This window comes from Kocuria sp. ChxB, assembly GCF_044359605.1.
Taxonomy (GTDB): Bacteria; Actinomycetota; Actinomycetes; order Actinomycetales; family Micrococcaceae; genus Kocuria; species Kocuria rhizophila.
Window position 1 is genome coordinate 714,229 of the sequence record NZ_CP121123.1, and the last position, 22,058, is coordinate 736,286.

The window sequence follows — 22,058 nt, forward strand, 5'->3', positions numbered from 1 at the left end:
ACCTCCGACTCTTCCCGGTGACGACGCGGGCCGGACGAACGTCGTGGCGTGCCACCACGTCGTGCCCGGCGGACCTGGGGCGGTGACTCACCAGCGCCATCCGGCAGCTGGGGCGGCACCCAGCCCCGGACAGCCCGGTGGGCAGGCACCGACAATCGCGGACGGGGGATGCGACCCTGGCCGCGCACCGGGATCTCAGCGGGCGGCGTCGTCCCGGGTGCGGTGCATGAACGCGACGGTGGGCGGGGCGAACAGGCACAGGATCGTGACCACGGCCACCACCGCGAGCGCGATGCCCCACCCGCCCAGTGCCACCTGCAGCAAGGACAGCCCCACGACGAGCAGGAATGCCTGGGAGACCAGGACGGCCGCGCGCGGCCAGCGCAGACCGCCGAGCACCCCGCGTGCCGCCGCGGCGAGCCACAATGCTCCACCCACCAGGACCACGGACGCGAAGACGATGCCGGCAACCGGCAGGACGTGGCCCGTGAAGAGCGACACGACGAGACCCACCGCCATCACGAGCAGCGCGAGCGACTCCAGCGCCACCAGCACGGCGATGACCGTCGCGGTCCAGGGTCGGGGGCCGGGTGCCTGTGTGGTGGAGCGGGACACCGGGGGGTTCATGGCGGGCCTTTCGGAAGGGGAGCTGGACACGTCCACTGTAGTGAGAGCACCCCCACCGGTGCCCCGGCATGCCCCGGGCAGCCACGGAACCGGGCGGATACGGGCCCCGGGTGTGATGTAGCGCTCAGACTCTTGTTTACGCTGTGTTTACGTGGGAAAGTAGTGACAGATCCCCAAAGGCCCGATCTCACGGGCCTTTTCTGTGTCATGGCCAGGTTCCCCCACGCGGCTGGTCGCCGCGCTCCCCCCGGGTTCCCGCGGACCGGCACACCACGAATTCCTGAAAGGAGCGGTGTCATCGTCATGGACTGGCGTAGTCGCGCAGCTTGCCTGGAGAAAGACCCCGAACTGTTCTTCCCCGTGGGAAACACGGGCCCTGCCCTCCTGCAGATCGAGGAGGCCAAGGCCGTGTGCCGCACCTGCGAGGTCATGGACACGTGCCTGCAGTGGGCCCTGGAGTCCGGTCAGGACGCCGGTGTGTGGGGCGGGATGAGCGAGGACGAGCGCCGGGCGCTCAAGCGCCGCGCCGCCCGCGCCCGTCGCGCTTCCTGAGGTCCGCACGCACGTCCAACGGCCCGTGATCCGCCACCCGGTGGAACACGGGCCGTTCGCGTATCCGGCCGCAGGTGGGCCCCGTCATCTCCGCCCGGACGCTGGCTGGCGGAACCGGGCCGTGATGACCACACTCGTTCCGCCCTGCTCCGCGGACTGCCACCGGATGCTGCCGCGCAGCTCACTGGCCACGAGGGTCCGCACGATCTGCATGCCCAGCCCCTCGCCCTCGGCAGGGGGACGATAGGCGCTCACGCCGGACTCCTCGATGACGGTGGCCCCCATTCCGCTGCCGTCGTCCTCGATGGCGATATCCAGCACGCGATCGGTCTCCCCCGTCTCCGTGGTCTCGTCCTCGAGGTGGCGCACGGACAGCGCCACGGTGCCGTCCCGGTCCCTGAGCCCGTGCTCCACGGCGTTGGCCACGAGTTCGTTGACCACGAGGGCCACGGACGTCGCGCTCTTCGAGGGCAGGCGGCCGAACGAGCCGTGGACCTCCGTGCGCACGCGCTGGCCCGCGGAGGCCGTCTCCACCGCGAGCTTCACCTGGTGGCGCATGAGCTCGTCGAAGTCCACGTCCTCGGAGATCTCGTGGGAGAGGGATTCGTGCACCCGGGCGATCGAACTGACCCGGCGCATCGCCTGCTGGAGCCCGTTGCGTCCCTCCTCCGAGTGCATGCGGCGCGACTGCAGCCGCAGCAGTGCTGAGACCGTCTGCAGGTTGTTCTTCACCCGGTGGTGGATCTCACGGATGGTGGCGTCCTTGGACACGAGCTGCAGGTCTCGCCGACGCAGCTCGGTGACGTCCCGGCACAGCAGCAGCGCCCCCGTGCGCTCCGAGCCCTGGCGCAGGGGGATGGCACGCAGGGTCGCCGAGGCCTTGACCCCCGAGAGCTCTGCCCGCCACGGCATGGTGCCCGCCAGCACGGGCGCCAGGGTCTCGTCCACCCCGGGGGCCGTGAGCGGGAGCTGACGAGCGACCCCCAGCAGGTTCTGCCCGGTGAGGTCTCCGCGAAAGCCCAGGCGCCGGAACGTGGAGAGACCGTTGGGTGAGCAGAACTCCACCACTCCGGAGGCGTTCAGCCGCAGCATGCCGTCCCCCACGCGCGGGGCTCCCCTGCGGGAGTCGCTGCGCACCGCGAAGTCCGGCCACGTCCCCTGGTTCGCCATGCGCAGCAGGTCGGCGGCCGATTCCCGGTAGACCAGCTCCATGCGGGAGGGCAGCCGTTCACGCTGCGGATCCGTGGTCAGGCTGACCACGGCGATCGTCCGCTTGTTGCGCACCAGTGGGACCAGCGTGACGGAGCGGGAAGCGAGGTTCGACCACTCCGAGGGCCCGGTGCGCTCGATCCGCCGGTCGATCCACGCCCGGCGCAGGGTGCCCGCCGCCGGCCCGTCCACGAGCTCCCCGACCAGGTCCTTCTGGTAGGCGGTGGGTCCCGTGGTCGGTCGGGCGTGGGCGAGCACCAGGAAGTCCGTGCCCTCCTTGGGGATCGGCTGGCCCGTGGGGCTCTGAGCGGCGGCCACCACCTCCTGGGGGAAGCAGAGCAGCAGATCCCCGAAGCCCAGGTCCGCGACGAGCTGCCAGTCCCCCACGAGCAGGTGGAGCCACTCGGCGTCACCGGCGTCGAAGTCCGCCACGCAGCGCAGCGGATCGGTGAATGCCATGTGCGGCCGCCTCTTCTCTCAGTCCCGGCGCAACCACGCGCCCATCCGACGCCCCAGCCTAGTGCCCGTCCCACCGGAGGTCGCCGCGCCCGATGACGCGGCGGACACGGTCTCGCCCCGGCGCACCGCGAGCGCGAGCGCGGTGATCTCCTGGCGCAGTGCACTGCGGGGCGCCGTCTCGGCGAGCACGGCTCCCGCAAGCAGGGCGGCGTCGCACACCGCGGGGTCCCACGGCAGCGTGTGGGCGATCGGGTGCCCCGGGGAGAAGCGCTCCCACGCCTCGGTCACGGCGGCGCGGGCGGCGCGCCCGGTGGCCGCGGGACGCAGCTTGTTCATCACCACCAGCACCGCCGCCTCGGGTGCCGCATCCTCGAGGTCCGGGAGGGCCTTCACCAGGCGGGGGACCCCGAGGGCGTCGGCCGCGCCCAGGGCGAGAACCGTGTCCGCCGCCGCCACGGCACTCAGCGCCCCGGCATTGCGGCGCGGAGCCAGGAAGTCGGTGCTGATCTCCTCGTCCGCCTCCAGCGGGGAGGAGACGTCCACGACCACGAGGTCCCAGACCTGGCGGGCGCGTTCGAGCACGAGCTCGAGCGCCGACGCCCTCAGCTCGGGCCACCGGTCATGGCGCGTGAGACCGCTCAGCACCGCCACGGATCCGCCGGCCACGGAGACCGGGGTGGCGCAGCGGCGCAGGGCGTCGGCGTCGAGCCTCCCCTGGTCCGCGAGCCGGCAGGCCTGTGCGAGCCCCGCGGCCTCGTCGAGCATGCCCAGACTCGCGGCCACCGACGCCGCGTAGGTGTCCGCGTCGACGAGCAGCACGCGCGCGCCGTGCAGGGCAGCCTCGGCCGCGAGGTTGATCGAGACCACGGTGCGCCCCGGCGCCCCGGCGGGTCCCCACACCACCACGAGGCGTGGCTCCTCCTCGTCGTCGCCCGGCGCCGCACCCGGGTCCCCCGCCGGGTGCCACGGCTCGCTCTCCCCGCCGTCGTCGGCGCTCTCCTCGGCACCGTCAATGGCGGTGGGCGGCACCGGACCGGTCCCGCGACCGGCTCCCTCGGCGTGGCCCCGGGATCCCCGGGCGCGGGCGACGTCGCCCTGCCGCACCTCCACGGTCCGCGCGTCCTTCCCACCCGGTCCTGCGGTCCGGGACCCGTCCGCGGCACCGGGGTGTCTCGGCGGCTCCGAGCCGGGAGCGCCCGCTTCGTCCCGGGCCTCGTCCCGGAGCTCTTTCCGGCCGCGGGGCCGCGGTGGGTCCTGCATGGCCCCGAGGATCCGTGCCGTCAGCTCGGACCCCGTGACCACCGCGGGCACGGACCCCACGCCGAGCTGGGACAGCCGCAGGTCGTCGTGGCCCTCCACCACCAGTACCCGCAGGCCGCTGCTCGCGAGCTGGTCGAGCAGCGACGCCGTGAGGTCCTCGGCGCCCTCCGCCACGAGCGCCAGCTGCGCCATGCCCGTGTGCGCGCACGCGAGCAGCTCGGAGAGCTCGAGGCAGCGCCGGACCACGGTCACCTCCCCGTGCAGCCGCTCGAGCCGCTCCACCAGCTCCCACGTGCCGGACCCGAGGGTCACCACGGAGATGCTCACGAGCCGCTCCCCGCGGTGTTGGGCACCAGGGTCACCTTCGCGTCGTTGCCGAGGGCGTCCACGAGCGGTGCCACCTGCGACGGGGTGACGAGCACGTGCACGGTGACGCCCCCGGAGCCGCCCAGTGCGGTGTCGGTCGTCTCGACGCGCGCGATCTCCGCCGCGGTGACGAGCTTCTTCGGCTCCACGTACCCGCGTCCGCTGGGCTTGGGCTTGGCCACCCAGACGTCCACGTGCGCCCCCGGATCGGCCTGGGACGGAAGCGGAGTCTGCAGGGCGATGCCCACGGAGGTCCGGTCCAGGTGGTCGGCCGTGCCGATGGATGCGGCGGGGACCAGCTGCCCCCGCGACACCCGCTGGGTGACCACCGCGTCCTCGTGCAACGGCTGCGTTCCCGGGATGTACTGGGAGGAGGTCTCCTGCAGGTGCGCGTCCACGGTGGTGAGATCATCGGCGGTGACCCGCTGGCCCACGGCAAGGTCGGTCGCGGCGGCGTAGTAGGGCTCGTTGCGGTTGGCGGCGGCCACCAGGAGGATCACCCCCAGCACGGAGAGCAGCACCAGCAGCATCCCCACCAGAAGCCTGGGATCCCGCCACGACGGCTTGCGGAAACGGGCGGCCGACGCACTCGAGTGCGCGGACCGCTCCGGTGTTGCCTGACGTCCCATGCTCCGTGTCCTTCCCCGTGCCCGGCCCCGCCGGTTACCCACGAGTGTGCCGCGCCGGGGCCTCGGGCAGAAGCATGACGCGCGTCATGTGGACACAGGAGGCCACGGCTCCATTCCTCGCTCCACATGTTGACAAGCAGCTCCTGCCCTCATCTCGTGGGACACTGGGAAGGGTAACCACCTCATCTCGCAGTATCCCGCCCCAAAGGACGTGAAGCACGACCATGTCGCAACAACGATTCCTCACCCTCGCGGACGTGGCCGAGATCCTGTGCATCTCCGTTCCGCAGGCCAGGGCCATGGTGCGCTCCGGAGAGCTGCCCGCCATCCAGGTGGGTGGCCGCGGCCAGTGGCGCGTGGAGAAGGCCAAGCTGGAGGAGTACATCCAGCAGGGGTACGAGCGCACCCAGCACGCCGTCCGAGAGGGCACTCTGCAGTGACGACCTCAGCCCGGGTCCACTGACGAGACCAGTGCCACGGCCTGGAACGGGACGGTCCGCACTCCCGTGACCGCCGTCCGGCGGCGGAACTGGTCCTCGGGGTGCACCGCCAGGTCGAAGAAGTCCTGGCCCACCGCGTCCACCGTGCCCTCGAGCTCGCCCTGGCTGCCCCGTTCCCGCAGCGCCACCCGCACGTGCACGCGAGCGGTGCTCAGGGCCCGCAGCACGTGACCCATGCCGAGCCGGCGGACGGTGGACTTTTCGGGGAGCACCTCGAACCGTCGCGGCAGCCCTTCCCACCACACCACCGAGTGCAGCGGCACCAGGTGCTGCTGGTGGCGTTCGCGCACCACGGCCCAGCCCGCGCCGACGTCCACGAGCTCGCCCTCGAGCGTCTCCCCGTGGGCCGGGCGCAGCCGCACCGTGGATTCACGGTGCGCGGCCAGGCGCTCCAGCAGACTGAGCCTGGCCAGCTCGGCGCGCGCCGTTTCCACGGCCTCCTGCTCCACCTGGCTCATCCGGGCCCGTTCCAGCTGCGACTCCATGTCCTGGAACAGCTCGTCCCACCGCATGCTGATCTCCTTCCCATGGCCGCCGTGGGCGGCGCTCGGTGAGCTCTCGCGAACCGGCATCGCACCGGCGACTCGCCCGCGAGCTGCGCCATCGCCCCGATTCCGAGGCTCTGCCGGCACCGCGCCACACACTACGGGGGCGTGACGTCGCCCCACAGCCGCACTCCGGCCGGGTTGCATCCGTATTCATGGGTCATTGACTCGAGGCCTCGGGCACCGGATGATCTAAAAATGTCAAACGACATCAAACAACACGTTTCGGAGTCAAATATGAGACTTCATTCCCTCAGCCCCTCCACGACCTCCCGCCGGTCAGCCGTTCTGTGGTCCGGCGTTCCCGTGCTGGCCGCCGTCACGGGTGTGCTGGGGCTGCGCTGGAGCGCGCAGCTGAGCGCCGCCGGGGCCCTCGATGCGCAGGAACTGTCCCTGGCCGTCACCGCGGCGGCAGCCTGCCTCGCGGTGGCCGCCTGGTGGCTCGGTGGTCTGGTCATGGCCGGGGTGGCCCTGGTGGCGCACCGGCTCCGGTGGCGGGGCGCGGAGCGCTGGGCGCGGCGCCTCACCCCCGCGCTCATCGCCCGCACCACCGCCGCCCTCGTGGGGGTCCAGCTGGTCACGGTCGTCCCCGCCCACGCCGCAGACGCCCCCGTGGACCCGTTCTGGGGTCCACCGACCACGGGCACGGAGCAGCTCGCGCCGGTCGACGACGTCGTGCCCGCACCGGGCGACGCCGCCGTGCAGCCGGACGTCCCCCCGGTCCCGCAGCCCGAGTCGGCCAGCGGAGCCCCGGGCAGCCCCGATACCGGTGCGGAGGGTCCGGGCTCCTCCGGGTTTCCACACTCGCCGCACCCCCCGCGCACGACGACGCCCGCTCCCCTGCCGGAGCGCGCACCTGCACCGGAGCGGGTGGTCGACGGCTCCGTCACCGTGGTCCGCGGCGACACCCTGTGGGACCTCACGGAGCAGCTGCTGGGTGCGCGGGCCACGGACGAGGACGTGTGCCGGCACCTGGGCTCCTGGCTGGAGCTCAACGTCCTGGAAGCAGACGGGGACCTGATCCGTCCCGGGCAGCAGCTGCGGGTACCACCGCAGCTGCTGGGAAGCGCGGGAGTTCCCGGATGACCGCTTACCCCGCAGCCCCGGGGTCCGGGCAGCGCCGCCGCGTGCCGCCCCGCTCCGTCCCAGCCGCCCGCGAGATCCCGGGCCGACAGCCGGGGCACTCCGACCTCTCGACCGAATGCACCGCCCCACCCACCAAGGAGCACGCCATGAGCATCACCGTCCCCGCATCGACACCCCGCACCTCACCGGGCGGCTACACGTGGCGGCAGGACCGTTCGGCCGCCGCTCTCACCGGGCGCAGCGAGAGCGAGCGCGTGGGCGCGATCGCCCGCAGCATCGGTCAGGCCGCGGTGGAGATCCTGGCCGGAACCCGGCCCGCTTCCCAGTTGTCCCGGTGGACCGAACCCAACGTGGTCGAGCGGTTCACGCAGCGTGCCGCAATGCTGAAGCTCGTGCAGGAGCAGTGCCCCGAGCGGCGGGACCTCTTCGAGGTGCACCGTGCCGCCCGCGTCCGCCGGGTCCGCGTGTGCAGCCCGGCCCCCGGCTGCTACGAGGCGTCGCTCGTGGTGGAGGAGTCCACCCGCGCTCGGGCCGTGGCGCTGCGCATCGAGCGCTCGGCACGGCAGTGGCGGGTCACCCACCTCGAGGTGGGGTGACCCGCCACGGCGGCACCGGTCTCAGCGGCGCTTGCCGCGCCTGGCCTTGGAGCTGCTCTTCGCCGATTTCCCGCGACGCTGCGCCCGGTTGGAGGCAACCTCCTCGGAGTTCTCCGAGATAGCCGCGGTCGCGGTCTCGCCCTCCGCCGCCGCGGAGCCTGCGTCGTCCACGGAGTCCGCGTCGTCCTGCGAGCCGGTGGCGTTCGAGGAACCGGCACCGAGAGAGCCTTCCCGCTCCACGGCTGCCGTGGGCGTGCCGTCCTCGTCCGGGGCGGTGTACTTCAGGAACGCCGGGCGCTGGGGGGCGCTCAGCTGCACGGCCCCACCGTCCGCTCCCGTGCGCTGCTTGCGGACCTCCAGGTGGAACAGAGTCACCACCGTCTGCTCACGGATGGCTGCCATGACGTCCTGGAACATCGCGTGGCCCTCCCGCTGGTACTCCACCAGGGGGTCGCGCTGGGCCATGGCCCGCAACCCGATACCCTCCTTGAGGTAGTCCATCTCGTAGAGGTGCTCGGGCCAGCGCTGGCCGATGACCGACAGCAGCACCCGGCGCTCCAGGTTGCGCATGGCCTCGGAGCCGAGTTCCTCCTCGCGCTCCTGGTACATCACCCTGGCGTCCGAGAGGATCTGCTCCTGCAGGAACTCCGTGGTCAGTCGCGGGAGCCCACCCGCCTCCTCCGTGACCTCCTCGGGGCTCAGGGACACGGGGTAGATGGCCCGCAGTGCCTCCCAGAGGCCGTCCAGGTCCCAGTCCTCGGGGTGGCCCTTGCCGGTGCGCTCCAGGACCACGGAGGAGATGACCTCCTCCGTGAACTGTCGGATCTGGTCCTCGATGTCGTCGCCCATGAGGATCCGCTTGCGATCCTTGTAGACCACCTCGCGCTGGCGGTTCAGGACGTCGTCGTACTTCAGCACGTTCTTGCGCTGCTCGGCGTTGCGCCCCTCCACCTGGTTCTGGGCGTTCGCGATCCCGGAGGTGATGAGCCGCCCCGTGACGGGGACGTCGTCCGGTGCGATCGCCATGAGCCGCTGGGCGGCACCGGGGTTGAACAGGCGCATGAGGTCGTCGGACAGCGACAGGTAGAACCGGGACTCCCCCGGGTCACCCTGACGCCCGGAGCGCCCGCGGAGCTGGTTGTCGATGCGGCGGGACTCGTGGCGCTCGGTGCCCAGGACGTAGAGCCCACCGGCCTCCAGAACCTCGTCGTGCTCGGTCCGGGTGGCCTCCTCGCAGGCCTCGAGCACCTCGGGCCACCGCGCCTCGTACTCCTCGGCGTCCCGCTCCGGGTCCAGTCCCAGCTCCGCCATCTTCTCCACGGCGTTGAACTCCGCGTTGCCGCCGAGCATGATGTCGGTGCCGCGCCCCGCCATGTTGGTGGCCACGGTGACCGCGCCCTTGCGCCCTGCCTGGGCCACGATCGCGGCCTCCCGGGCGTGGTTCTTGGCGTTGAGCACCTCGTGGCGCACTCCGCGCTTGGCGAGCAGCCGGGAGAGGTACTCGGACTTCTCCACCGAGGCCGTGCCCACGAGCACGGGCTGGCCCTTGCCGTGGCGCTCCTCGATGTCGCGCACCACGGCCGCGTACTTGGTGGCCTCGTTCTTGTAGACCACGTCCCGCTTGTCCTCGCGCGCGATGCCACGGTGCGGGGGGATGGCCACCACGCCGATCTCGTACGTGTTCATGAACTCCGCGGCCTCGGTCTGGGCGGTGCCCGTCATGCCGGAGAGCTTGTCGTACAGGCGGAAGTAGTTCTGCAGGGTGATGGTGGCCATCGTCTGGTTCTCGGGCTTGATGTCCACGCCCTCCTTGGCCTCGATGGCCTGGTGGACGCCCTCGTTGTAGCGCCGCCCGGCGAGCACACGCCCCGTGTGCTCGTCCACGATCTTCACCTCGCCGCCCGAGACGATGTAGTCCTTGTTGTTGCGGAACAGCTCCTTGGCCTTGATCGCGTTGTTGAGGAAACCGATCAGCGGGGTGTTCCGGGACTCGTACAGGTTGTCGATGCCGAGCCAGTCCTCGACCTTCTCGATGCCCGGTTCGAGCACACCCACCGTGCGCTTCTTCTCGTCCACCTCGTAGTCGGTCTCCGGGGAGAGGGTCTTCACCACGGTCGCGAACTCGCGGTACCAGCGGTTGGCCTCCCCCGAGGCGGGGCCGGAGATGATGAGCGGGGTGCGGGCCTCGTCGATGAGGATGGAGTCCACCTCGTCCACGATCGCGAAGTGGTGGCCCCGCTGGACGAGCTCGTCCTTGGTCCACGCCATGTTGTCACGCAGGTAGTCGAAGCCGAACTCGTTGTTGGTGCCGTAGGTAATGTCCGCGGCGTACTGCTCGCGGCGCACCGAGGGTTCCTGACCTCCCAGGATCACCCCGGTCTCCAGGCCCAGGAAACGGTAGACGCGGCCCATGAGGTTGGCCTGGTACTCCGCCAGGTAGTCGTTGACCGTCACCACGTGGACGCCCTTGCCGGAGAGCGCGTTGAGGTACGCCGGGGCCGTGGCCACCAGGGTCTTGCCCTCACCGGTCTTCATCTCCGCGATGTAGCCGAGGTGCAGCGCCGCGCCGCCCATGATCTGCACGTCGAAGTGGCGCTGGCCCAGGGTCCGGGACGCCGCCTCGCGCACAGCGGCGAACGCCTCGGGCAGCAGCCGGTCGAGCGACTCGCCGTCCGCGATGCGCTCCCGGAACGCGTCCGTCTCTGCCCGCAGCTCCGCGTCCGTGAGCTCCTTGAACCCGTCCTCGAGGCTGTTCACGGCGTCCGCGTACGTCCTCAGTCGCTTCAGGACGCGCTTGTCGCCCGTGCGGAGAACCGTTTCCAGGAATGACGCCACGTGTGTTCGCTCCTCAGAGATCATTGGTGGGCACCGGGCAGAACTGAGGGTGCACCGCCGAACAGTGTACGTGAGGGAGTCCGAGCGGTCCCTCACAGCGGAGCGGGCCCCGCGACGTGGTAGCAGGGCCCGCTCGTGACTTGGTGCGCGTGTGGACGCGCGTCAGGGGTGGCTCAGGAGTCCGCGGTGGAGGTCTCGGACTGGTAGGCCCGGACCTTCTCCTCCTCGGCCCGTCCGTCCTGGCTCAGGCTGATCACACCGTACTCCCAGCCCTTGCGGCGGTAGACGGCGGACGGTTCCCGGGTCTCCCTGTCCACGAACAGGAAGAAGTCGTGGCCCACCAGCTCCATCTGGTCCACGGCCTCGTCCACCGTGATCTGGTGGGCGGGGAAGCGCTTGCGGCGGATCTCCACGGGGGTGGGGGTGTCGCTCAGGGGGTACTCGGTGTCGAAGGCCTCGTCCTCCGCGGCGGACAGCGCCTGCGGGGACTCGAAGCCCGTGAACGATCCGGTGGTGGGAACCACGGGCAGCGATCCCGTGGCCTCGTGCACCGCGACCGGCTTCTGGTGCCCGGCGCGGTGGATCTTGCGGCGGTCCCGGGCCCGCCTCAGCTGCTCCACGAGCTTGCCGTAGGCCTCGTCGAACGCGGCGAACTTGTCGTCACTGCGGGCCTCGGCCCGCAGCACCGGTCCGCGGCCGACCACGGTGATCTCCACGCGCATGCCCTGGTGGCCGGAGGCGCCGTTGTCCTTGGTGACTTTGACCTCGATGGATTGGACCTTGTCGCCGAGCTGCTGGAAACGCTCGCTCTTCTCCTCGGCGTACTCCTTGAATCGGTCCGGCAAAGTGACGTTGCGGCCCTGGATGTTCAGTTCCATGAGACCCTCCACATCTTGAGGATGACGCGGGATGTGCTGCTCTCCCACACGGGACACCTTCATTGCTTCCCGTGGTCCAACGCTAGATGAAACCTCAGGGAAATTCACGGACAACGGTGTCCGACGTCTGGGAGTTCTCCCGGGGTGAACGCCCGGCCCGCACCCCGGCGAGCGTGACCACCGCGGGCACGTGCGCGCCGGCCCGGGTGAGGCACCGGACGGCTTCTGCCATGGTGGCTCCCGTGGTGAGGACGTCGTCCACGACCACGCAGGTGCGTCCCCGCACGTCCCGGGCGCGCATCGAACCCCTCACGGCCCGCGCCCGCTGCCTCCTCCCCCTGCCCTTCTGCGGTCCTGCCGCACCGCGAACCGCGCGTCCCCTGTGGCGCAGCGCGTGGCGCACGCGGGTTCCGGGAGGCAGCGCGGCGGCGTCGAGCAGGCAGGCCACGGGGTCGAACCACCGACGACGACGCGCGCGGGCACTCGTGGGCACGGGCACCCACAGCAGCGGGCCCCGGCCCGGCTCCGCCACGTCCCGCGCCGCGGTGGCGAGGACCGCCCCGAGCACAACCCCGAGGACGGGCGCCAGATCGGTGCGACCACCGTTCTTGTACGCCAGCAGGCACGCCGCGAGTTCGTGCTCGTACTCCCCCGCCGCGAAGACTCTCACTCCCCGCTCCCGCAGCACCTCCGGCGCCGTGACCCGCCCGGGGGTGGCGGTGCAGCGGCGCAGCACGAGACGGCACGGTCGGCACAGGGTGCGACCGGGCTCCCCGCACACCGCGCACGAGACGGGCAGGAACAGTTCCACGGCCTGCGCGCACCAGTCGCCGAGGCGGGCGGCCACGGCGTCCCAGCGCGCCCGGGTGTCGGCGGTGAACCACTGCGGTGCAACGGCCCCGCCCCACCTGCCCGGCCGGGCGGCGTCGGCGGCTTGACGTGGTCGCGCGGGCTGCCGACGTGGAACGGGAACCGGCGGCGAATCGGAATCGTGCGGGTGAGCGAGTCCCTGCGGCCGACGAGGGCCCGGAGGTGGCGCCGGGCGGTGAGAACGCACCGGCTCGCTCCCCGCGGCCCCGCACCCCTCGCGGCCCGAGGGAACGGGACGGGGCAGGGGTGCCCGAGACGGGCCGGAGGGCATCGTCGGCGACGATTGGCGGACGCGGTCGGCTGTCATCCGTCCATTCCAGCTCGTGGGCCCCGAAGCCGCGACCCCGGGCCGGTGCTGGGCAGTGCCCAGCGCACGGTGGCGCCGGTGGTGTCCCGGGGGCGCGGCACGCCGCGCGGAGACCCGCCCGCGCACGGCGGCGCCGTGCCGCAGCGGACCCCGACGGAGGGCGCCCGGTGCAGAGGTGGGAGGGAGCACCGTTCCGGGCCCTCGGGGGCCCGCCCGCCCAGGGTCGTCAGCCGGGCACCCGAGCGCGTCCCGGCGACACCGGGCCCGGCGTCGGTGCGCTCACCCCGCGAAGGAGGTGTCCGTGACGTCCTCGCTCTGCAGGGCCCACGAGCTGCCGGTCAGCATGTAGAGCTTGCCGTCCGATGCTCCGTAGACGGCCGTGGGTCCGTTGCCACCCGTGATGGACGTGACGCCGGTGAGGGAGGGCAGGTCCTCGTAGGTTCCCGCCACCGAGTACCGGCGGGGCTGGGCGTTGCTGTCCTGGTTCAGCGCCGTGGTCACGAACTCGTCCGAGCCGATCCACTGCGCCGTGTTCACGTCCACGTCCGCCGCCACGGGGTTGCCCTTCTTCAGCTCAACCGGCTGGCCGGAGTCATCGCGCACCACGCCGGAGATCCAGAGGGTGGAGCGCTGGGCGGACTCGTCGGTGGTGACCACCAGGGCGCGGTTGCCCTCCCGGGAGATGCGCAGTGACGCCACGTGCTGGTTCTTCAACCAGTCCGCGGTGACGGTGCGCCCGGCGCCCTCCGCGGCCGTCGGCGCGGCGTGGACCGTGCCGGAGCGGTCGGATCCCCAGACCCAGCCCTGCCGGTCGAAGCTGGGGCGGGTGAGCGAGGCGCCCGTCCAGCGGCGCTGCGCCTGCTCACCGGAGGACACCGTGTACATCGCACTGCTCGCGGAGTCCACGAACCCGAAGGTCGAGGCCTCGGTGTCCATCCCCGGCTTGGTGACCTTGGCCCCTTCCGGCAGGGAGACACCGGGAACGAGCTCCGTCTGTCCCCCCTGGTAGAACGCCAGCTGGTTGTCCGAGACGCCGATCTGGCGGTTGGGCACGGTCACGGACCGCGTGGGATCGGCTCCCTCCCGCCCGGAGGTGTCCACGGGTGCGTCGTTGACCGTGAGGTCCACGTCCTCCACGGACGGCACGGACTGCAGGGTGGCGCGCAGCTGCTGGTCCATCCGCTGGGCCTGCTCCACGTCCGCGGGATCGAAACCGGACATGCTGAGGTCCACGGCCGCGGTCCCACCGGACACCGGGACCGAGGACTTGGACAGGGTGGCACTCTGCGGGAGCGCGCTGGAGACGGCGTCCTCAAGGTAGGACGCGGGTCCGCTCAGCAGCGCGCGCACCGCGGCCGTGGACGCCGTGGGCCGCTTGGCGAACCAGCGCGGATCGGGGACCAGGGTGGTGCTGTCGTTGGCCGAGTAGAAGTACAGGTCCACTGGTGAGAAGATCTGCTCGAAGTCCGTGTCCGGGATGATCACGCCGTCCGGGGCCTGCGAGATGCGCCACTGGCCGTCCACCGAGGTCAGCGCGAAGTCCAGCACGCGTGTGCTCCCCCGGGGCTGAGCCGTGCGCACACCCTCGGCGTCCAGGATGGCACCCACTTCGATCGTGGTGCGGAACTCCCCCTCGTTCAGCCGCGGCACCGTGGTGGGCTCACCCGAGTGGATCAGCACCCGGGCATCCGGCTTCCACGTGGTCGCCAGCTGCGGGGTGAGGTACTGGCGCGCCACCGAGTAGTCGTCCTGAGCACCCACGCCCGCCGCCAGGAAGCCCTCAACGACCTCCTGGGCGGACGCCCCGGGGCGGGGAGCCTGCGGGTTGTACGCCATGGCGCTCTGTTGGGACTGCTCGGTGGGTTCCACCACCTTGTGCACAGGCCCGGAACGGGGCATGGCCCCGCACGCGGACAGCGTCAGCGAGAGCCCCACGGCGAGGGCGGCTGCGGCGCACCGTCGACGGCGCGTGGTGCCGCCCACGGTGTCCGGGCGCCGGGGTGTGGTCCACCCGTGGTTCATGGTTTCTCCGTCCCGTCGCTGCGGCCAGCCGCCGTGGATCCGCTCCGTGGCCCGTCCTCGGTCCGGCCACCGTTCTCGTCCGGCGTGCTCCCGGCGTCGGACGACGTCGCCCGCTCGCCCCCGGAGCCGGCCCCCGGTGCCGGCGGGAACGCGATCAGCATCTGCCCCGTGTCCGGCTCCATGGCGGGCTGCACGGCCGGGGCCGTCAGCTGCAGCGATCCCGTGTCGGTGACCCGGGCGGTGGACTCGGTGAAGCTCTCGGCGGGCGGCATGTCCAGCGGGTTGGCCAGCTCGGGGTCCAGGGGCTGGGTGCGCAGCAGCGGCAGCGTGAGCCGGAAGCACGCCCCGTTGTCGGGCTCGGCCCACACCTCCAGCCGGCCGCCGTGCAGCCGGGTGTCCTCCGTGGCGATCGCGAGCCCCAGACCGGTGCCGCCCACGGTGCGCGCCCGCGCGGGGTCCCCGCGCCAGAACCTGTTGAACACCTTCGCGGTCTGCTCCTCGGTCATCCCGATGCCGTGGTCCCGCACCGCGACAGCCACGCAGTTCTCATTGGCGGCCACGTAGATGTCCACGGGTCGGCTCTCCCCGTGCTCCAGGGCGTTGGTCACCAGGTTGCGTAGGATCCGGTCGATGCGGCGCTGGTCCATCTGCACCACGCACCGGGTGAGGGTGGAACGCACGGTGAGCTCGGAGCCGGACCGCAGCACGATGGGGGCCGCGGCCTCCACCACGTCGTAGATGACGGAGAAGATGTCGGTGGAGGCCATGTCCAGGCGGGCGGCGCCGGCGTCGAAGCGGGAGATCTCGAGCAGGTCCGAGAGCATGGAGTCGAACCGGTCCACCTGGTTGTGCAGCAGCTCAGCGGAGCGGCGGTTGACGGGGTCGAAGTCCTCGCGGGCGTTGTAGAGCACCTCCGCGGCCATCTTCACGGTGGTCAGGGGCGTGCGCAGCTCGTGGGAGACGTCCGAGACGAAGGTCTGCTGCATCGAGGACAGCTGCTCCAGCTGCGTGATCTGGGTCTGGATGGAGTCCGCCATGCGGTTGAAGGAGCGGCTCAGCTGCGCCACCTCGTTGGCCCCCCGCACCTGCATGCGCACGTCGAGGTCTCCCTCGGACAGCCGTTGGGACACCCGCGCCGTGTTGGACACGGGGCGGACCACCTCACGGGTGACGTACCAGACGATGGTGCCCACGAGCAGCAGCAGCGCCACCATGGACAGCAGCAGCACCGCGTGGATCGAGTCCAGCGTGGCCTGCGGATCCGAGAAGTCGTACACGAAGTACAGCCCGTAGCGCGAGTTCTGGTTCAGCTGCACCACGTCCCCCACCACGATGACGGGCTGCTCGGCACCGTTCTCCGTCATCCGGGCCGAGGCCGGCTGCCAGTAGGTGCCGTCCGCGTTGGCCACGCGCTGCTGCAGCTGCTGCGGAACGGTGGCCGAGGTCATCCAGGAGCTCTCCGCCTGGACCCCCACGAAGGACTGCCCCGAGCCCTGGTCCAGGGGGATCAGGATCCACCGGTGGTCGGCGGCGTCCGTGTCCTGGCTCAGGCTCCCCATGGTCGAGTTGATCAGCGCCTGCACCTCGGTGCGGTCCGAGGCGTCCGAGGCGTCGAAGCTCGCCTGGGCCACGCTGATGTCCGTGCGCGCCTCCTCGAGCACCTGGTTCAGCCGGTCCGTGAACAGCCGGTCCGCAATCTGGTGGGAGAGGAAGCTGCCCGTGGCGAGGAACGCCACGGAGGTCAGCGTGAGGGCGATCGCGATGGCGCGGAACTGCAACGACTGCCGCCAGCGGCGGAACAGCACGCGGCGCCCCAGGCGGATCCTGCGGAACCTCTTGGGGCGGCGGCGCGGTGCCGGGGTCGACGCCGGCGGTGCTGCGCTCGCCGTCATTTATGCGGGTGCCCGCCGGCCTTGTACCCGATGCCGCGCACCGTGAGCACCACCTCGGGGTTCTCGGGGTCGCGCTCCACCTTGGAGCGCAGCCGCTGCACGTGCACGTTGACCAGCCGGTTGTCCGCCGCGTGGGGGTAACCCCACACGTCCCGCAGCAGCTCGTCGCGGCTGAAGACCTGGTGCGGCGAGCGCGCGAGGGTGGCGAGCAGGTCGAACTCCAGCGGCGTCAGGGAGATCTCCTCCCCGCCCCGGGTCACGGTGTGGCCGGTGACGTCGATGACGATGTCGCCGAGCGTGATCTCCTGGGTGGCCCCGCGGTCCATGGGACGCAGCCGCGCCTTGACCCGCGCCACGAGCTCGGCGGGCTTGAAGGGTTTGGGGACGTAGTCGTCCGCGCCGGCCTCGAGCCCGCGCACCACGTCCGCGGTGTCGGACTTGGCGGTGAGCATCACGATGGGCACGTCCGACTCCGCGCGGATCTGCTGGCACACCTGGATGCCGTCCATTCCGGGGAGCATCAGGTCGAGGAGGATCAGGTCCGGCTCCGACGAGCGGAAGACCTCACGGGCGCTCGAACCGTCGTAGCAGTACACCGGCTCGAAGTCCTCCGACGCCAGGATGATGCCGATCATCTCGGACAGCGCGGCGTCGTCGTCCACCACCAGAATTCTCGCCTTCATGGCCTGCCTTCGCCCTCGTTCCTGCTCCGGGGTCGGCCGCGGCCGACGACCCGCGTCCTGTGTGCCGATTCTACGGCCTGAGCGGGGTCAACCCTCGTTGCACGCCTCCGTGAGCGCGCCGCACGCCCCGGTCACCCGCCGCAGCGCGTCGGGCAGCTGCGGGGGCGCCAGTTCACTGATCCGGGACGACGGCGCCAGGATGGTTCCCAGCAGAGCCGCCGGTTCCATGCCCAGCTCGTGCCACGGACCGAGCAGCCGATCGACGACGGCGCGCGCCGGGGTCGGTGCGGCTGTCCCCGCGGCGTCGAAGCACAGCCGCAGTCCCGCCTCGCGCAGGCCCGCCAGGGGCTCCCACTCCCGCGTGCTCCCCGAGGGAAGGGGCACCACCACGGTGTCGGCACCGCAGCGGGGTGCCCAGTGCACGCCGGCCGCTCCGGCGTCGAGCACGACCGACGCGGCGCCAGCGTCACGGCACGCGCCGACCGCCGCGGTCAGGGCGGCCCGGACCTCCGGGCGGGGCACGGCACGCAGGGTCCGGTAGCCGCTCGCGGTGGGGATGGTGCCCTCCAGAACCCTGTCCAGCTCGGGTTCCGAGAGCACGAGCACCGCGCCGCGGCCGTCGGTGTTGCGCCGGAGCGCAGCCATCAGACCAGCAATCCCCGCGCACCAGGACTCCGTCAGGTCGCGCCGCGCCCCGGGGTCCGACTGCAGCTTCTCACCGTTGCGCACGTGGACGGTGGCCGCGAGCGACACCGGCCCCAGGAGGGTGAGCACCACGGGTGCGGAGTCCGCCCCGGACTCCGCACCGAGCACGTCGGCCACCGCGTTGAGGTCGCTCGCGAGCAGTCCGCGGGCCTGGCGGGAGTCGTCCCCGGCGACGCCGGTCACGCGCCAGCCGTGCGGCTGCCGGTCCGCGTGCAGGGACTCCAGGACCGCGCACGTGCGCGCCGCGAGCTCCGCGTGCGGCCCGCGGTCCGGTAGAAGAGGGACGGCCGCGCGGTGCGGGGCCCCGAGCTCGCCCCGCAGCACCGTGAACGTCTCCACGAGGTCCGTGCCGCGCAGGGGCCGGGTCAGGGTGGCGGTGACGGCGTCCGTGGCGAACCCGCTCATGCGTCCGTTCCGCGCTGGTGGTCCTCGGAGATGGCCTCGTGGTGGCGGATGACCTCGCTGATGATGAAGTTCAGGAACTTCTCCGCGAACTCGGGATCCAGGTGGGCGGCCACCGCCAGACTGCGCAGCCGCTCGATCTGGGCCTTCTCCCGCTCCGGGTCCGAGGGCGGCATGTCGTTCTCCGCCTTGAGCGTGCCCACCCGCTGGGTGGCCTTGAAGCGCTCGGCGAGCAGGTGGATCAGCGCGGCGTCGATGTTGTCGATCGTGCCCCGGATCGCGTCCAGCCGCTGCCGGGCGGACGCGGTGTCACCGAGCCCCGCCCCGCCCGCGGCGGGATCGAGGGGTGCGTGGTCTGCGGGATCGGTCGCGGAACTCATGACCACCACTCTAAACGGGGTCGCGGACCCGACCCCGCGCGCTCTTCGCTGGGCACCCGGCACCCGCCCCGGAGGGCGGGCGAGCCCTGGCACACAGCCCCGCGGCGTCGTCGTGACCGCCCCGCCGGCGGTGAACGGACTCCGCTCAGACGGACGCGTGGTGGGCGCGGTCCGCGAACGCGGCGTCGATCGTGGCCTGGCCGAGCACGCGGGTGCCCTGGTAGAGCACCATGGTCTGACCCGGGGCCACACCGCGCTGGGCCGTGTCCAGACGGACGTGCAGCCGCGGGGTTCCCTCGGAACGCGTGAGCCACGCGCGGGCCGGTGCGGGATCCCCGTGGGCGCGGACCTGCACGGTCACCTCGAACTCCTCGGAACGGGCCTCGGGGTCGTCGCCGAGTGCCGCGACCTCCCGCGGGGGCAGCCCGGCCCAGGAGGGACGGATGCCCTCCATGACGTCGATCGCGAGCAGCTGCTCGGGACCCACCACCACCTCGTTGGCCTTGGGGCGGATCTCCAGCACGAACCGCGGCTTGCCGTCCGGAGCCGGGCGGCCGATGTGCAGGCCGCGGCGCTGACCCACGGTGTAGGCCTGCGCACCCCGGTGCTCCCCGAGCTCGTTGCCCTCGGTGTCCACGATCCGCCCGGGGTCCAGATCCATGTGCTCCGCGAGCCAGCCGCGGGTGTCCCCGTCCGGGATGAAGCAGATGTCGTGGGAGTCGGGCTTCGTGGCCACGGACAGCCCGCGCTCCTCCGCCTCCGCGCGCACCTGCGCCTTGGAGGGGGTCTCGGCGAGGGGGAAGATCGCGTGCTCGAGCTGCTCGGCGGTGAGCACGCCCAGCACGTAGGACTGGTCCTTGGCCCAGTCCGCGGCGCGGTGCAGCTCCTTGTGGCCGTCCGCGTCCTCCACGACCTTCGCGTAGTGGCCGGTGCACACGGCGTCGAAGCCGAGCGCCAGGGCCTTCTCCAGCAGTGCCGCGAACTTGATCTTCTCGTTGCAGCGCATGCACGGGTTGGGGGTGCGTCCGGCGGCGTACTCGGCCACGAAGTCGTCCACGACGTCCGCCTGGAAGCGCTCGGAGAAGTCCCACACGTAGTACGGGATGCCGAGCTTCTCCGCCGCGCGCCACGCGTCCCGGGAGTCCTCGATGGTGCAGCAGCCGCGAGCGCCCGTGCGCAGCGTGCCCGGGGTCCGGGACAGGGCGAGGTGCACACCCGTGACGTCGTGCCCGGCGTCCACCGCACGGGCCGCGGCCACCGCGGAGTCCACACCGCCACTCATTGCTGCCAGAACGCGCACGGGGTCCCCTTCGGAAGGTTGTGGTTGGACGAGACGCCTTAACAACCCGCACCCCGGGGCGGCTATTCCCCGCGGCGCAGCGGCTCAGGACGTGAAGGACGCCGGCACGTGTCCGGACAGCCCTGCCGCGCGGGCCCGGGCGTGGACGTCCACGAGGGCGTCGAGGACGGTGTCCACGTCCTGCGACGTGCTGGAGTGGCCCAGGGAGAAGCGCTGCGCCCCGCGGGCGGTCTGCTCGTCCACGCCCATGGCGAGCAGCACGTGCGAGGCCCGGGGCACCCCGGCGCTGCACGCCGAGCCGGTGGACAGGGCCACCCCGGCGGCGTCGAACAGGAACAGCATGGAGTCGCCCTCGCACCCGGGGAACGTGACGTGTGCGTTGCCGGGCAGCCGGGTGGGGTGCTCCCACTCCTCGGCCGGGCTGCCGGGCTCTGGTCCGCGCAGCACCGCCTCGGGGACGCGTTCCCGGATGCCCGCCACGAGGGCGTCGCGCAGGGTGGCCCGGCGCAGGAACTCGTCCCGGAACCCGCGCTGCGCGGCCTCCACGGCCGCGCCGAAGGCCGCCGCGCCGGCGGCGTTGACGGTGCCCGAGCGGACGCTGCGCTCCTGTCCGCCGCCGAAGCTCGTGGCGGCGAGACGCACGGTGCGCGGCGCGTAGAGGGCGCCCACCCCCATGGGCCCGCCGAGCTTGTGCGCGGAGACCGCGAGCGTGCTGATCCCGGGCAGGTGGGCGTCCACGGGAACGGCGCAGAACGCCTGGACCGCGTCCACGTGGAAGGGCACCCCGGCGGCGTCGCACAGGGCGGCCAGCTCGGCCACCGGCTGCACCGTCCCCACCTCGTTGTTGGCCCACATCACGGTGACCAGCGCAACCTCCGCCGCGCGCTCGGCCAGCAGCCGTTCGAGCTGCCCGGGGTCCACACGTCCCGTGGCGTCGACGTCGAGCCAGACCAGCTCCGCGCCCTCGTGCGCCGCGAGCCACTCCGCGGCCTCGGACACGGCGTGGTGCTCCACGGCGGACAGGACGATCACGGTGCGTCGTGGGTCCGCCTCACGGGCGGCGCGGAACAGGCCGAGCACCGCCATGTTGTCGGCTTCGGTGCCCCCGGAGGTGAGGATGATCTCCACAGGTTCCGCGTTCAGGGCGGCCGCGACGGCGTCCCGCCCCGTCTCCAGCGCCATGCGCGCGGACCGCCCGCCGGAGTGCAGGGACGCGGGGTTGCCGCCCCGCCTGGCCTGCTCCAAGTAGGCCTCCACGGCCTCCGGCAGCATGTCCGTGGTGGCGGCGTGGTCCATGTAGACGCGGGGTGTGGGCATGGGCCCATCCTACGACCGGCGCCGCGCCGCCCACGGCCGGTCAGGCATCCTCAGGGGGCCGGGACCGCCGCGTGCGGGGCGCAGACGGGGCCTAGACTCGCAGCCATGCTCCACTTCGTCTTCCACACCCCCGAGATCCCCGGCAACACCGGCAACGCCATCCGGCTCGCCGCGTGCACGGGGGCCCGTCTGCACCTCGTGGAGCCGCTCGGCTTCAACTTCGACCACGCCAACCTGCGCCGCGCGGGCCTGGACTACCACGACCTCGCGGTGATGGACGTCCACCCCACGGTCGAGGCACTGTGGGACGCCCTCGGCGACGCGCGGGTCTTCGCGTTCACGTCCCACTCGAGCACGCGCCACACGGACGTGGCCTACCGGGACGGGGACGTCCTGCTGTTCGGACGCGAGTCCACGGGACTGCCGAACGAGGTGCTCGCGGACGAGCGCGTCCACGAGCGGGTGCGGATCCCCATGCTGGCGGGGCGCCGCTCCCTGAACCTCGCAAACTCGGCCTCGATCGCCCTCTACGAGGCGTGGCGCCAGCTGGGCTTCCCGGACGGGGTGTGATCCACGGGGGACGACGCCGCCCGGCCCGTTCCCTGCCGCCGCGCACCGTCCCTGGCGTGGCACCTGAT

The 22,058-nt window shown here is 72.1% G+C and carries 20 protein-coding genes; 5 read left to right on the plus strand and 15 right to left on the minus strand.

From position 1 onward, the window contains the following. Window positions 1–195: 195 nt before the first annotated feature. Window positions 196–627: a hypothetical protein gene (locus P8S73_RS03075; RefSeq protein ID WP_019309412.1), complete on the minus strand. Its 432-nt coding sequence runs from the start codon at window positions 625–627 to the stop codon at window positions 196–198. A 303-nt stretch (window positions 628–930) separates the two neighbouring features. Between P8S73_RS03075 and P8S73_RS03080 the strand changes: the two genes are divergently transcribed. Further along, window positions 931–1,179 carry a WhiB family transcriptional regulator gene (locus P8S73_RS03080; protein WP_019309413.1) on the plus strand — a complete coding sequence of 83 codons (249 nt, stop codon included), beginning with the start codon at window positions 931–933 and terminating at the stop codon, window positions 1,177–1,179. An 84-nt stretch (window positions 1,180–1,263) separates the two neighbouring features. Here the strand turns inward: P8S73_RS03080 and P8S73_RS03085 are convergent, their stop codons facing one another. The 3 genes from P8S73_RS03085 to P8S73_RS03095 are packed head-to-tail and all read right to left on the minus strand — an operon-like array spanning window position 1,264 to window position 5,102. Further along, on the minus strand, window positions 1,264–2,847 hold the full coding sequence (locus P8S73_RS03085) for a sensor histidine kinase (protein WP_019309414.1): 1,584 nt from the start codon (window positions 2,845–2,847) through the stop codon (window positions 1,264–1,266). Between the two features lie 18 nt (window positions 2,848–2,865). Then, window positions 2,866–4,434 (minus strand): hypothetical protein, encoded by a 1,569-nt coding sequence (locus P8S73_RS03090; protein ID WP_019309415.1) that lies wholly within the window; start codon window positions 4,432–4,434, stop codon window positions 2,866–2,868. After that, window positions 4,431–5,102 (minus strand): hypothetical protein, encoded by a 672-nt coding sequence (locus tag P8S73_RS03095; protein ID WP_029603139.1) that lies wholly within the window; start codon window positions 5,100–5,102, stop codon window positions 4,431–4,433. The genes P8S73_RS03090 and P8S73_RS03095 overlap by 4 nt, the downstream gene beginning before the upstream one ends. A gap of 224 nt (window positions 5,103–5,326) precedes the next feature. Between P8S73_RS03095 and P8S73_RS03100 the strand changes: the two genes are divergently transcribed. Then, complete coding sequence (locus P8S73_RS03100; RefSeq protein WP_019309417.1) at window positions 5,327–5,542, plus strand: helix-turn-helix domain-containing protein; 216 nt, start codon at window positions 5,327–5,329, stop codon at window positions 5,540–5,542. Window positions 5,543–5,547: 5 nt separating this feature from the next. Here the strand turns inward: P8S73_RS03100 and P8S73_RS03105 are convergent, their stop codons facing one another. Next, window positions 5,548–6,114 carry a hypothetical protein gene (locus P8S73_RS03105; protein ID WP_019309418.1) on the minus strand — a complete coding sequence of 189 codons (567 nt, stop codon included), beginning with the start codon at window positions 6,112–6,114 and terminating at the stop codon, window positions 5,548–5,550. A gap of 270 nt (window positions 6,115–6,384) precedes the next feature. On the opposite strand from P8S73_RS03105, the gene P8S73_RS03110 reads away from it, so the two are divergent. Together P8S73_RS03110 and P8S73_RS03115 are read left to right on the plus strand one after the other, a co-directional pair. Continuing rightward, window positions 6,385–7,233, plus strand: a complete 849-nt coding sequence (locus P8S73_RS03110) for a LysM peptidoglycan-binding domain-containing protein (protein ID WP_158217860.1) — start codon at window positions 6,385–6,387, stop codon at window positions 7,231–7,233. Between the two features lie 146 nt (window positions 7,234–7,379). Continuing rightward, window positions 7,380–7,829 (plus strand): Rv3235 family protein, encoded by a 450-nt coding sequence (locus P8S73_RS03115; RefSeq protein ID WP_019309420.1) that lies wholly within the window; start codon window positions 7,380–7,382, stop codon window positions 7,827–7,829. 21 nt (window positions 7,830–7,850) lie between these two features. Here P8S73_RS03115 and secA read toward each other — a convergent pair whose 3' ends face one another. The 10 genes from secA to P8S73_RS03165 form a co-directional block, all read right to left on the minus strand. After that, entirely contained in the window at window positions 7,851–10,664 is a 2,814-nt protein-coding gene (gene secA / locus P8S73_RS03120) for a preprotein translocase subunit SecA (RefSeq protein ID WP_019309421.1), read from the minus strand. Window positions 10,665–10,837: 173 nt separating this feature from the next. Beyond that, on the minus strand, window positions 10,838–11,542 hold the full coding sequence (gene hpf, locus P8S73_RS03125; RefSeq protein WP_019309422.1) for a ribosome hibernation-promoting factor, HPF/YfiA family: 705 nt from the start codon (window positions 11,540–11,542) through the stop codon (window positions 10,838–10,840). Between the two features lie 94 nt (window positions 11,543–11,636). Next, window positions 11,637–12,389, minus strand: coding sequence for a ComF family protein (locus P8S73_RS03130; protein WP_019309423.1), 753 nt, complete (start codon window positions 12,387–12,389; stop codon window positions 11,637–11,639). A gap of 609 nt (window positions 12,390–12,998) precedes the next feature. Next, complete coding sequence (locus P8S73_RS03135; RefSeq protein WP_396350503.1) at window positions 12,999–14,741, minus strand: LpqB family beta-propeller domain-containing protein; 1,743 nt, start codon at window positions 14,739–14,741, stop codon at window positions 12,999–13,001. Further along, window positions 14,738–16,633 (minus strand): MtrAB system histidine kinase MtrB, encoded by a 1,896-nt coding sequence (mtrB, locus tag P8S73_RS03140; protein ID WP_102613148.1) that lies wholly within the window; start codon window positions 16,631–16,633, stop codon window positions 14,738–14,740. The genes P8S73_RS03135 and mtrB overlap by 4 nt, the downstream gene beginning before the upstream one ends. Continuing rightward, window positions 16,630–17,316: an MtrAB system response regulator MtrA gene (gene mtrA, locus P8S73_RS03145; protein WP_039101770.1), complete on the minus strand. Its 687-nt coding sequence runs from the start codon at window positions 17,314–17,316 to the stop codon at window positions 16,630–16,632. Before mtrA ends, mtrB begins: the two co-directional genes overlap by 4 nt. Before the next feature lie 87 nt (window positions 17,317–17,403). Beyond that, on the minus strand, window positions 17,404–18,426 hold the full coding sequence (locus tag P8S73_RS03150) for a hypothetical protein (RefSeq protein ID WP_102613149.1): 1,023 nt from the start codon (window positions 18,424–18,426) through the stop codon (window positions 17,404–17,406). Further along, complete coding sequence (locus P8S73_RS03155; protein ID WP_102613254.1) at window positions 18,423–18,803, minus strand: chorismate mutase; 381 nt, start codon at window positions 18,801–18,803, stop codon at window positions 18,423–18,425. Before P8S73_RS03155 ends, P8S73_RS03150 begins: the two co-directional genes overlap by 4 nt. Window positions 18,804–18,948: 145 nt before the next feature. After that, window positions 18,949–20,103 (minus strand): tRNA 2-thiouridine(34) synthase MnmA, encoded by a 1,155-nt coding sequence (gene mnmA, locus P8S73_RS03160; RefSeq protein WP_102613150.1) that lies wholly within the window; start codon window positions 20,101–20,103, stop codon window positions 18,949–18,951. Between the two features lie 84 nt (window positions 20,104–20,187). Beyond that, complete coding sequence (locus tag P8S73_RS03165) at window positions 20,188–21,420, minus strand: cysteine desulfurase family protein (protein WP_102613151.1); 1,233 nt, start codon at window positions 21,418–21,420, stop codon at window positions 20,188–20,190. Window positions 21,421–21,525: 105 nt separating this feature from the next. On the opposite strand from P8S73_RS03165, the gene P8S73_RS03170 reads away from it, so the two are divergent. Next, window positions 21,526–21,990 (plus strand): tRNA (cytidine(34)-2'-O)-methyltransferase, encoded by a 465-nt coding sequence (locus tag P8S73_RS03170; protein ID WP_039101766.1) that lies wholly within the window; start codon window positions 21,526–21,528, stop codon window positions 21,988–21,990. The last annotated feature ends 68 nt before the right edge of the window (window positions 21,991–22,058 follow it).